Origin of the sequence: Mycobacterium sp. (genome assembly GCF_032161845.1) — a bacterium.
Lineage (GTDB): Bacteria > Actinomycetota > Actinomycetes > Mycobacteriales > Mycobacteriaceae > Mycobacterium.
Genome location: NZ_JAVRQA010000231.1, coordinates 1 through 10,924, shown reverse-complemented (window position 1 = coordinate 10,924; position 10,924 = coordinate 1). Strand labels below are relative to the sequence as shown.

Annotated in this window: 10 protein-coding genes; 6 read left to right on the top strand and 4 right to left on the bottom strand. The window is 66.3% G+C overall.

Features of this window, described 5'->3' with window-relative positions:
• The 3 genes from QOD90_RS13555 to QOD90_RS13545 all read right to left on the bottom strand — a co-directional run.
• On the bottom strand, positions 1–803 hold an 803-nt coding region (locus QOD90_RS13555; RefSeq protein ID WP_526350472.1), incomplete at its 3' end, for an LLM class flavin-dependent oxidoreductase.
• Positions 800–2,182, bottom strand: a complete 1,383-nt coding sequence (locus tag QOD90_RS13550; protein WP_526350470.1) for an aromatic ring-hydroxylating oxygenase subunit alpha — start codon at positions 2,180–2,182, stop codon at positions 800–802. The genes QOD90_RS13550 and QOD90_RS13555, both read right to left, overlap by 4 nt.
• Positions 2,182–3,036 (bottom strand): SDR family NAD(P)-dependent oxidoreductase, encoded by an 855-nt coding sequence (locus tag QOD90_RS13545; RefSeq protein ID WP_526350468.1) that lies wholly within the window; start codon positions 3,034–3,036, stop codon positions 2,182–2,184. The genes QOD90_RS13550 and QOD90_RS13545 overlap by 1 nt, the downstream gene beginning before the upstream one ends.
• Positions 3,037–3,200: 164 nt before the next feature.
• Here QOD90_RS13545 and QOD90_RS13540 point away from each other — a divergent pair, with 164 nt between their 5' ends.
• Genes QOD90_RS13540 through QOD90_RS13515 form a run of 6 tightly spaced genes read left to right on the top strand, consistent with a single transcriptional unit; the run spans position 3,201 to position 10,184 of the window.
• Positions 3,201–4,793, top strand: a complete 1,593-nt coding sequence (locus tag QOD90_RS13540; RefSeq protein ID WP_526350476.1) for an SMP-30/gluconolactonase/LRE family protein — start codon at positions 3,201–3,203, stop codon at positions 4,791–4,793.
• Between the two features lie 31 nt (positions 4,794–4,824).
• The gene (locus QOD90_RS13535) at positions 4,825–5,562 is read left to right on the top strand and encodes a GntR family transcriptional regulator (RefSeq protein ID WP_526350466.1); all 738 of its coding nucleotides are present in this window, start codon (positions 4,825–4,827) and stop codon (positions 5,560–5,562) included.
• A 6-nt stretch (positions 5,563–5,568) separates the two neighbouring features.
• Positions 5,569–7,116 (top strand): AMP-binding protein, encoded by a 1,548-nt coding sequence (locus QOD90_RS13530; protein ID WP_526350464.1) that lies wholly within the window; start codon positions 5,569–5,571, stop codon positions 7,114–7,116.
• Positions 7,117–7,121: 5 nt separating this feature from the next.
• Positions 7,122–7,895 carry an SDR family NAD(P)-dependent oxidoreductase gene (locus QOD90_RS13525; protein ID WP_526350474.1) on the top strand — a complete coding sequence of 258 codons (774 nt, stop codon included), beginning with the start codon at positions 7,122–7,124 and terminating at the stop codon, positions 7,893–7,895.
• The gene (locus QOD90_RS13520) at positions 7,892–9,367 is read left to right on the top strand and encodes an acyl-CoA synthetase (RefSeq protein WP_526350462.1); all 1,476 of its coding nucleotides are present in this window, start codon (positions 7,892–7,894) and stop codon (positions 9,365–9,367) included. The genes QOD90_RS13525 and QOD90_RS13520 overlap by 4 nt, the downstream gene beginning before the upstream one ends.
• Before the next feature lie 10 nt (positions 9,368–9,377).
• Complete coding sequence (locus tag QOD90_RS13515) at positions 9,378–10,184, top strand: SDR family NAD(P)-dependent oxidoreductase (RefSeq protein WP_526350460.1); 807 nt, start codon at positions 9,378–9,380, stop codon at positions 10,182–10,184.
• Here QOD90_RS13515 and QOD90_RS13510 read toward each other — a convergent pair.
• The coding region (locus tag QOD90_RS13510; RefSeq protein WP_526350458.1) for a cytochrome P450 at positions 10,185–10,924 on the bottom strand (740 nt) is incomplete at its 5' end. It lies immediately after the preceding gene.

Genomic DNA, 10,924 nt, shown 5'->3' with positions numbered 1-10,924 from the left:
TTGGCCGTCCAGATCCACTCGTCGGTCTGCGCCGCTAGCTCTTTTTCAGGCACATCGGCACCTGTGCAGTACATGAACATCACGTTCTTCGGCTGACAGGGCTCGAAACCTTCCTCCTTGCGGAAGGTGTTTACCTTCTGCACCTCGAGACCGGCGTCCCAGATCGGCTTGTTGCCAACGAACAGCGGCACCATGCCACGCCGCGACAGGATCTCCAACGACTCGGCGGTCGAGGAGGAGCTGTAGATCCGCGAGAAAAGGTCCTTGCTGACCGGCTCTGGGCGCAAGGACATCTCGGGGAAGCTGAAGATCTCGCCGTCGTAGGAGAACCGTTCACCGCTGAACGCCAGCTCCAGGATGTCCAGGCACTCGTTGAACCGTTCCCGGCTTTCTTCACGCGGCACCCCGACGGCGTCGAACTCGGACTTGGACACGCCGCGCCCGATGCCGATGGTGTTGTAGCGCCCCTTGGACACGATGTCGAGGTAGGCGATCTGGTGCGCCAGCCGAACCGGGTTCCACCAGGGCGCCACGGCGACGAAGGTGCCGAGGCTCACGCGCTCGGTGCGACCCGCAAAGTAGGTGAGCGCCTGAATGGGGTTGGGCGTCATGCCGTATGGGGTGCCGCAGTGCTCGGGGAACCAGATGCCGTCGAACCCGAGCGGTTCGGCGAGGTCGCCGAGGGCGAGGGCGCCCTCGACGCACTGCCAGTCGGGCGTCTCTGGTGGGCTGTTGAAGTCGCCTGCCAGGACGCGGTCCCAGTCGTGGGAGTTCTGCGCTCCGGTGCCCAGATTGACCTTCATTCGATGTCTCCTTCGTGCGTCAGGCCTTGGGGCTCGCCGGTGCCCATGTATTTCGACAGTTGGTAGTGCAGGTTGACGGTGCTGCGCTCCCGGTAGGGATTGGGTTTGGTGCCGGGGAAGCCGAGCGATTTCATGCCCTGCTGGACGGCGGCCATGTTGGAGAAATCCTGCGGTAGCACCGACAGCCAGTTCGGGTCGCCGACCGGGGTGTAGATCCATTCGGTTTGCGGCTCTTGACCTTTGGGATACAGCTCGAACACCGCGACCTCGAAGATGCACTTGTCGGGGTCATAGCTGGGATCGGGCCTGGCGCTGTAACAGAGTGCGCTGGTCAACCCCTGGCCAATCTGGAAGTTCGGGAAGATCTGCCACGCGGTGCCGCTCTGGCCAAGGATGTCGGCGGGAATGGTCGGCCAGACCACGCCGCGGGCGGCGTCGTCGTTGCGGGCCGAGGTCAGCCAGTGCTGGAGGACTTCGTTGGCGGGTGTGCCCTCCGGCAGTTCGTCGACCAGTCGCTTGGCCGCGTTGACCAGCGTCTGCGTGGTGGTCGCGTTGGTCTCCTCCATCGTGTAGACCTGCATCTCCGCGGTGGAGATCCGCGGGTCCCCGGAGCCGAGCCGGATCTTGGACTTGGTCTCGTCCAAACCCTTTGGCGCGTCGTAGCCGATGTTGCTGTGCCTGCCCTGCGCTTTCGCCCAGCCCTTGAACTCGCCGAACTGGTTGAATTCCGGATGCGTGGTGAACACGTGGTAGGTCTCGTTGAAGGCCTCCATCGCGACCTTCCAGTTGCAGTCGAAGTTCAGCCACTTGCGCCACTTGAAGCGCATGTTCTCCAGACCGAAGGGGTCCAGGATCTTGGCAGCGGGAAACAGGAAGTCCGCCAACGGTTCACAGTCGGGATCCATGTTGATCCACAGCCAGCCTCCCCAGGTGTCGACATTGACACGCGCGAGATGGGTGTTGGCCGGCGTCAGGGTGCCCTGCCAGTCGTCCTGCTCGCGGATGTGGGTGCATGCCCCCTCGAGGTCGTAGGTCCAGCCGTGGAATCCGCAGACGAACGACTTCCTGTTACGGCCACGCGCATTCTTCGCCCCAGCTGGCGCATCGACCAGCCGACGGCCGCGGTGCATGCACACGTTGTGGTGTGCCCGGAATTCATTCGGGCCGGAACGCACCACGATGATCGAGTCGTCACCGATGTCGTAGGTCAGATAGCTACCGACCTCGGGGATCTCCTCCACGCGGCCCACCTGCTGCCAGACCTTGCGCCACAACTTGTCCCGCTCGGCTCTGGCGTATTCGGGTGAGATGTAGGCGTCGACGTCGATCGTCGTCGGTGTCGACAGTTCTTCGGTCTCTTGCGCTTCGATGTCAGTCATCAGGGCCTCCTGATCTCGGCGCGGAAGATTTCGTCCTTCAGGAACAACGAGGTGTGGTCTGCCGCGAGGTGGCTCCACTTCAGATCAAGACCACCGTCGACGACGAGCGTCTGGCCGGTCACGTAGCTCGACAGATCCGACAGGAGGAAGAGAATGGCGCCCGCCTGCTCTTCCGGTCGTCCGCGGCGGCCCATCGCGATGGCGGCGCGGTCGCGAACGGGATCGTCGTCCACGTACGTCTGCGACGCAGCGGTTTCCGTGACGCCCGGCGCCACCGCGTTGACCCGGATGCCGTCGGTCGCCAGTTCGAGTGCCATGGTGCGCGTCATCGCGACGATCGCTGCCTTGGCGCTGCCGTACGCGATGTGGAACGGCGCGCTGTTCATGCCGCTGATCGAGCTGATCGACACGATGGAGCCGGGATTCCCGTTCGCCCGGATCTCGGCGGCGACGGCCTGACTGGTGAAGAACGCGGTCTCCAGGTTGGCCGTGAAGAGGTCGCGCCAATCGGAGCGTGTCACCCGCGTCGCGGGCATCCACGTCCCGGGAGCGGCGCCACCCGCCACGTTTACCAGCCCGTAGAGGTCACCCTCGGCGTGCCGGGCCGCGTCCATCACGATCGCGATGCCGTCGTCGGTGGAGGCGTCGGCCGCCACGGGCACGACGGCCAGGCCGCGTTGGGCGAGCGGGGCGACGTGCTCGTCGAGGTTCTCCTGCGACCGGCTGACCGCAATGACCGTGGCTCCGGCCTCGGCAGCCATGGCGGTGATCGTCGTCCCAATTCCGCCGCCGCCGGCGCCGGACACGACGACGACACGGCCATTCAAACCGAGCAGCCCGTCAGACGCAGCCATGACTCGCTTTCCTATAATTGTCCGGACAACCAATGCTGTTCTGTCAATTGGAGAACACTATTCCGCAGCAACGATGAGATCGTCAAGAGTGAATTCCGATCCAGTGCGTTCTATTGTCTGGACCAAGCTGGCTTGATAAGGTCCGACTCGTGACCGGCGGACCGATGACCAGATACGCTGCCCCGGCTTCCCCCGAGGCTGCCGAAGGCTGGAGACTCGATCGCCTGGTGGCACCTAGTCGACTGTTCGGCGCCAACGGTCTCCGCACCGGCCCCGACGGCCGGATCTACGTCGCGCAGGTCACCGGCAGCCAGATCAGCGCCCTGAATCTCGCGACCGGCCAGGTGGACACCGTCAGCGCCAAGGGCGGCGACATCGTCGCACCCGACGACGTCGCCTTCGATCCCAGTGGCAACCTGTTCGCCACCGAGGTCATGGACGGCCGGGTGAGTGTGCGCGAGCCCGACGGCACCACCCGCGTTCTGCGCGACGACGTACCGTCGGCCAACGGCATCACGTTCCACCACGGCCGACTATTCATCGGCGAGTGCCGCGAGGGCGGCAGGCTGATGGAGTTCGACCTGGCCGGCGGCCCACCACGAATCCTGCTGGAGAACGTGCCGTCGCCGAACGCCATGGAAGTCGGACCCGACGGACTGCTTTACTTCCCAGTGATGGGCGCCAACGAGATCTGGCGCATCGACCCCGATGCCGGCGGCCCGCCCCAGACGGTCGCCACCGGGCTGGGTGTTCCGGACTCGGTCAAGTTCGATGCGCAGGGATTCATCGTCTCGACGCAGGTCGCCACTGGCCAGGTTTTGCGCATCGACCCCCGCACCGGTGCCCGGACCACCCTCGCCCAGTTGACGCCGGGATTGGACAACTGCACCTTCGTCGGAGATCGGCTGTTCGTCTCGAACTTCACCGGCGCGATCACCGAGATTCTCGGTGGCGGGGAGACGCGAACCGTGCTGCCGGGCGCACTCAACTGGCCACTGGATCTGGCGGTCGGCGACGACGGCCGCGTCTACGTCGCCGATGGCACGTACTTCTACGTGGTGGAGCCCGACGGCTCACTGCAGACGGTCGGCATGCTGTTCTCGCCGGGCTATCCGGGTTTCCTCCGGGGCCTGGTGTCCTCGGCCCCCGGTGAGTTCGTCGTGACTACCTCGGGCGGCCAGATCACCAGATACCGGCCCGCCGTAGACGAATGCGATTATCTCGCAGACGGTTTCGACCAACTCTACGGCGTCGCCGTCGCGCCGGGGGGCGTGGTGGCCGTCGAACAGGGCACGGGGCGGGCACTGTTGGTGAATCAGCAGGGTGGCGTCGAAACCCTCGTCACGGGCCTCGATCGACCGGTTGGCGTGGCGATCGGTTCCGACGGAGACGTGTTGGTCGCCGAGTCCGGCGCGGGCCGCGTCGTGCGGGTGACCCCGTCCGGTGCCGAGACGGTCGTCGACGATTTGCAATGCCCGCAGGGAATCCTGGTGGCCGACGGGCAACTGTTCATCGTCGATGCCGGCGCGAAGGCCGTCGTCGCCGTCGACCCCGCCAGTGGCGCCCGCACGACGATCGCCACTGGGCTGGCCGTCGGACCGCCGCCCGGCGTGGAACCCAAACCACTCAAGGGCATGCCTCCGTTCTCGGGCCCGCAGGGTCCGTTCGCAGGCATCACGGCCGGCCCCGACGGCACGCTGTACGTCTCGGCGGACGGCGAGGGCAGCGTGCTGGCGCTGCGCAGGGATCGCGCATGACTGTGAAGCGAGAAGCGAAGCGGGATCGCGCATGACTGTCAGCCCCGCCGATCACCGCTACCTCCAGGTCGCTCGCACCCTTCGCAAGGAGATCGTCGAAGGGGTCTACCCCGTCGGCTCTCAGCTCCCCACCGAACACGAACTGTGCGAACGGTTCTCCGTCAGCCGTTACACCGTCCGCGAGGCGCTGCGACGACTACGCGACGACAATCTGGTGTCGTCGCGGCCGCGCGCAGGCACCATGGTGGTGCCGCGCGTGTCGGCGAGCTCCTACGCTCAGGACAACATGACCATCGACGATCTGCTCGCCTTCGCCAGCGGAGCCGGACTCGAGATCGAGGCCACCCGGATGGTCACCATCGACGCCGAACTCGCCTCGCGCACCGGGCTTCCCGAAGGAGAGGAGTGGCTGGCGGTGCTCGGCTACCGCGAAGCCGATGGCGCCGAATACACGCACTGCTGGACCGAGTACTACATCAACCGTGCGTTCGCTGCCGTTGGCAGACTGCTCCAGCGCCACACCGGGCCGATCTTCCCGCTCATCGAGGACCTCTTCGGCGTCAGCATCGTCGAGGTCTATCAGGAGATTGGCGCGGTACTCGTCACACCGGAACTGGCGACCGGACTCAAGGTGGCCCCCGGCACTCCCGCCGTGGAGGTACACCGCACGTACAAGACCTCCGACGGTGACGTCGCCCAGGTCACCATCAACACCCACCCCGCCTCCCGCTTCCGGCACTCGATGACGCTGCGACGGGTCAAGGGCTGACTCGCGATGAGAGCCCGCGACGACGACGCGTACGCACGCGGCCTGTGGGTCACCACCACCTTGGCCGATGCACTGCGGGAGGCCGCTCGAACCTCGCCCGACCGAATAGTGTTGGTCGACGGAGACATTCGACTGAGTTGCCGCGAACTGTTTGCCAAGGCCGACACCCTGGCCCGCGTACTTGCCGGCCGGATGCCCGCCGGAAGCGTGGTCTCGTTCATGCTGCCCAACTGGCAGGAGGCGGCGGTGCTCTACCACGCCGCCACGCTGGCAGGCATGGTCGTGAACCCCATCCTGCCGTCGCTGCGCGACCACGAGCTGCGCTTCATCCTCGACGATGCAGACAGCCGGATCATCTTCGTACCAAGTACATTCCGTGGCTACGACTATGCGGCAATGCTGACCCGCGTCATCGCGACGATGGACGATCCACCCGAGGTGACCGTCGTCCGCGGCGAGCCTGACGGCCACACCACCTACGGCGACCTCTTCGCCGAGCCGCAAAGAGAGTACCCGACCAATCTCGACCCGGACGCGGTCCAGATGATCATGTACACCTCCGGCACCACCGGTCGCCCCAAGGGAGTTCTGCACTCCCACAACACACTCCATGCGTTGATCCGGCAGATTCGCGACAACTGGCGGATCGAGCCAGGTGACAAGTTCCTGGTGCCGTCGCCGATCGCGCACATCGGTGGTTCCATCTACGCGTTCGAGTGCCCGCTCCTGACGGGCTCCACCGCCGTCCTGATGGAGACCTGGGATGCCGGGGCTGCAGTAGAACTGATGACGTCCGAGCGGTGCACCCACATGGCGGGCGCCACCCCGTTTCTCGAGCAGATCCTCGCCGCGGCCCAGGCCGCAGGCACCAGACTGCCCGACCTCAAGGTGTTCATCTGCGGCGGAGCAGGCGTTCCGCCGTCGCTGATCCGCAGGGCGACGGCGTATTTCGATGGGGCCGCCGTCAGCCGGGTCTATGGGTCGACGGAGGTACCCGTCACTACCGTTGGCGCGCTCGACGATGCCGACCGTGCTGCCGATACCGACGGTCGCCCCGGCATCGCGGGCATCCGCCTGGTTGACGGCGAGATCCGTGCCCGCGGCCCTCAGATGCTGGTCGGCTACCGCCACTCGGAGGACGAGTCGGGAGCCTTCGACGAGAAGGGCTTCGTCCGCACCGGCGACCTCGGGCGCTGGGAGGGCGACTGCCTGGTAGTCACTGGCCGGGCGAAGGACATCATCATCCGCAACGGCGAGAACATCTCGCCGAAGGAGGTCGAGGACGTCCTGGTGGGCCATCCTGACATCGCCGAAGTGGCGATCGTGGGGGTGCCCGACGCCCGAACCGGTGAACGGGCCTGCGCGGTGATCGTGCCAACGTCGAGTACCGGCCCGGCGGTCTCGGATCTGCGCGAGTTCCTCGAAGCGCACGGGATGGCCAGGTTCAAAGTGCCCGAGCAGGTGGCAATCTGGGCTGCACTGCCGAAGAACGACGCCGGAAAGGTGCTCAAGCACCTGATCCGGGCCACGTTGAACGCCGATGAGGGTGGGTGACTGACATGCAGGTAGCGATCGTCACGGGGGCCAGCAGTGGGATCGGCTTCGGCACGGCGGTGAAGTTGGCCGAAGCGGGGATGTCCGTGCTTGGGGCGGGCCGCGACATGGCCCGACTGACCGACCTCGCCGCCGCCGTGTCCGACCCCGACCGGGTGGCGACGATCGCCGTCGACCTCACCGCCGACGACGCCCCGCGCCGCATCGTCGACGCCGCGGTCCAGCGGTGGGGCCACGTCGACTTCCTGATCAACAACGCAGGCGTTGGCAGCCCCAAGCCGTTGCACGAGACCGACGACGAATCCCTTGACTACTTTCTGGGGTTGATGCTGCGGGCTCCCTTCCGGCTGGCGCGCGACGTGATCCCGCACATGGGACCGGGTTCGGCGATCATCAACGTGACGTCCACGTTTGCGGTCGTCGGCGGAATGCGCGGCGGCGCCTACTCGGCAGCCAAGGGCGGACTCACCGCGCTGACCACCCACATCGCCTGTCAGTACGGTGCGGCCGGAATTCGCTGCAACGCGGTGGCGCCCGGCGTCACGCAGACACCCATGGTCGCGCAACGACTGGAGGACGAGCGCTTCCGGAAGATCAACACCGAGATGACGCCACACCAGCGGCTCGGCACCATCGACGACATCGCGAGTACCGTGGCGTTCCTCTGTTCGCCGGGCGGCAGTTTCATCAACGGCCAGACCATCGTCGTTGACGGGGGCTGGAGCTCGACGAAGTACCTGTCCGACTTCGCGTTGTCCTCGGAGTGGGTGGCTCGTTGAACCTGTTCGCGCTGCTGGACCAGACCGCCACCCGGCACGGCGACCGCGGCGCGGTATACCTGGGCGAACGCCTCATGCTGACCTGGAACCAGTTGCGGGACAGGGCGTTACGGATCGCATCCTCGATTCGCCAGACCGGCAGCCCAGGTGACCGCATCGCCGTGGTGAGCGAGAATCGACCCGAGATCATCGAGTTGATGTTTGCGATCTGGGCGGCTGAGCGCGTCTTCGTCCCCATCAACTACAAGCTGCATCCACGGGAGATCCTGGAGATCGTCGACGACTGCGGCGCGGGGCAGGTCTTCGCCTCCCCAACGATCGCGCAGGCGCTGACCAAGATCACCGGCGTCTCGGCGGAGGCGTTCGCGTCACCGACCTACGAGAAGCGCTTGACTGCAACACCATCCGAGCGACCGAGGGATACCGACCCCGGCGCACTGGCGTGGCTGTTCTATACCAGCGGCACCACGGGGCGGTCGAAGGGCGCGATGCTGTCGCACCGCAATCTGATGGCCATGACCGTGGCTCACCTCGCCGACTTCGACGACCCGGACCACGACTGCAGCCTCGTTCACGGCGCACCGATGTCCCACGGCTCGGGCTTGTACATTCTGCCGTACGTGCTGCGGGGGGCCAGGCAGGTGATTCCCGCGTCGGCCGCCTTCGACCCCGACGAGTTCCTCGATCTGTGCGCACACCATCCGGGCAGCGGCGCCTTTCTCGCACCGACCATGGTGCAGCGGTTGGTCGCGACGGGTCGCCCGTGCCCAGCAAGCCTTCGAACGATCGTGTACGGCGGCGGTCCCATGTACGTCGACAGCGTGAAGAAGGCCCTCGCGGCCTTCGGCCCGATCTTCGTCCAGCTCTACGGGCAGGGGGAGGCCCCGATGACCATCACCGGACTCCGACGGGCCGACCACGTGAACGCCGACGATGCGGTCCTCGGCTCGGTGGGTTACGCGCGTTCCGGGGTGGACGTCGCGGTGGTGCGCACCGACGGAACGCCCGCAGGGACGGCCGAGATCGGTGAAATCGTCTGCCGCGGTGACGTCGTCATGTCCGGCTACTGGCAGAACCCCGACGCCACCGGAGAAACGCTCAAGGACGGCTGGTTGCACACCGGCGACATGGGTTCCTTCGACGCCGCCGGCTACCTGACGCTGCGCGACCGCTCCAAGGACGTGGTGATCAGCGGGGGCAGCAACATCTATCCGCGCGAGGTCGAGGAGGTCCTCCTTGAGCACCCCGACGTCGCCGAGGCCTGTGTCGTGGGTGCACCCGATCCGGACTGGGGTGAGATCGTCGTCGCGTTCATCGTCGGCACGGCCGCTGAACCGGAACTCGACGCGCATCTGCTGGAACGCATCGCCCGGTTCAAACGGCCCAAGCGGTATCTCTACGTCGACGAGCTGCCAAAGAACAGCTACGGCAAGGTGCTCAAGCGCGAGCTGCGGGAGCGACTCGCACTGTAAGAATGGGCCCATGCAGATCGAGGGCAGTACCGCCGTGGTCACGGGAGCCGGTTCCGGAATCGGACGAGAGCTCGCCATCGCCTTCGCGGCAGCAGGTGCGTCCGTGGTGGCGGGCGACCTCGACGCGGCGGGGGTCGAGGAGACGGCCACGCGGGTCAGGACGGCAGGTGGATCGGCAGTCGGAGTCACCGCCGATGCCGCATCTGTCGACGGCATCGCCGCGCTGATCTGTTCTGCACGTGACGAATTCGGTCCAGTTGACATCTTTGTCGCGAACGCAGGGATCATGGGCGCGCCAGGCCTCGGCGATGACGAGCGCGACTGGGATGCCATCATCGACGTGAATCTGCGGGCGCACGTCCGGGCGGCGAAGGCGCTAGTGCCCGAATGGCAGCAGCGCGGTACGGGCTACTTCGTCAGCGTGGCTTCGGCGGCCGGCTTGCTCACCCAGCTCGGAGCGGCGGGCTACTCCGTCACCAAACATGCCGCCGTGGGTTTCGCAGAGTGGCTGTCGATCACGTACGGCGGCAATGGAATCGGCGTGTCGTGCGTGTGCCCGATGGGCGTCGACACCCCGCTGCTGAACGGGATTCTCAGATCGTCGGACCCCGCGGCCCGGATGGCAGGCGCGGCGGTGGCCACCGCAGGAGAGGTGATCGGACCGGATCAGGTGGCGTCCATGACCGTGGACGCGGTCCGCGACGGCCAGTTCCTGGTGCTGCCCCACCCAGCGGTGCTGGACATGTACCGCCACAAGGGCAGCGACTACGAGCGGTGGATTGCGGGCATGCGGCGCTACCAGAGCACGCTCGGCTGATCAGCGACGGCGCAGGCCGAGCCGGAATCCGCTTGGCATCATCGTGAGGCGTTCCGTGATCTCGAGCTCGTAGCCGGGATCGGGAACCAGGTCGTAGCGCCGGATCAGCGTGCCGAGCAGGAGGATGGCTTCATGTAGGGCGAATTGCCGCCCAATACAGGATCTTTCGCCGGTGCCGAACGGCTTGTAGAGGCCACCCGGCCTGCTCCTAACTTGCGCAGGCTCGAAGCGATCGGGATTGAATCGGTCCGGGTCGGGGCCCCAGCGCGGATCTCGGTGGAGCGTGGCCGTGAGCGCCAATGCCCAGTCGCCCTTGCGCATCGGGTACAAGCCCGCCAGCACTGTGTCCTCGCGGGCGGCACGGTAGTAGCCGGGCACCGTCGGTTGCAGCCGCAGCGACTCGTCGAACACCCGCCGGACGAAGCGGAGCTTGGCCGTCTGCTCGAATTTGGGACGTTCTGCGTCACCCCAGACGTCGTCGACCTCGGCGCGGGCGCGCTGAAACGCCACCGGGTCATTGGCCAGGAAGTACAGCGCGAACGACAGCGCGCCGGAGGTCGTTTCGTGACCGGCGACGAGGAAGTTGATCAGCTGGTACCGGATGTTCTCCTTCGTCAGGTCCGAGTCGAGCATCAGATCGAGGAGGTCGGCCGACTCCCCCGAGCGTCCCACTGCCCGGTCCGCTTGGCGTGCCGCAATGATGTCGTCGGCGACAGCAGCCATGAACTCGCCGTGGCGTC

Excerpts from the sequence above, each read along its gene's own strand:
- QOD90_RS13550 (WP_526350470.1), bottom strand. The coding sequence starts at position 2,182 with ATGACTGACATCGAAGCGCAAGAGACCGAAGAACTGTCGACACCGACG.
- QOD90_RS13545 (WP_526350468.1), bottom strand. The coding sequence starts at position 3,036 with ATGGCTGCGTCTGACGGGCTGCTCGGTTTGAATGGCCGTGTCGTCGTC.
- QOD90_RS13540 (WP_526350476.1), top strand. The coding sequence starts at position 3,201 with ATGACCAGATACGCTGCCCCGGCTTCCCCCGAGGCTGCCGAAGGCTGG.
- QOD90_RS13535 (WP_526350466.1), top strand. The coding sequence starts at position 4,825 with ATGACTGTCAGCCCCGCCGATCACCGCTACCTCCAGGTCGCTCGCACC.
- QOD90_RS13530 (WP_526350464.1), top strand. The coding sequence starts at position 5,569 with ATGAGAGCCCGCGACGACGACGCGTACGCACGCGGCCTGTGGGTCACC.
- QOD90_RS13525 (WP_526350474.1), top strand. The coding sequence starts at position 7,122 with ATGCAGGTAGCGATCGTCACGGGGGCCAGCAGTGGGATCGGCTTCGGC.
- QOD90_RS13515 (WP_526350460.1), top strand. The coding sequence starts at position 9,378 with ATGCAGATCGAGGGCAGTACCGCCGTGGTCACGGGAGCCGGTTCCGGA.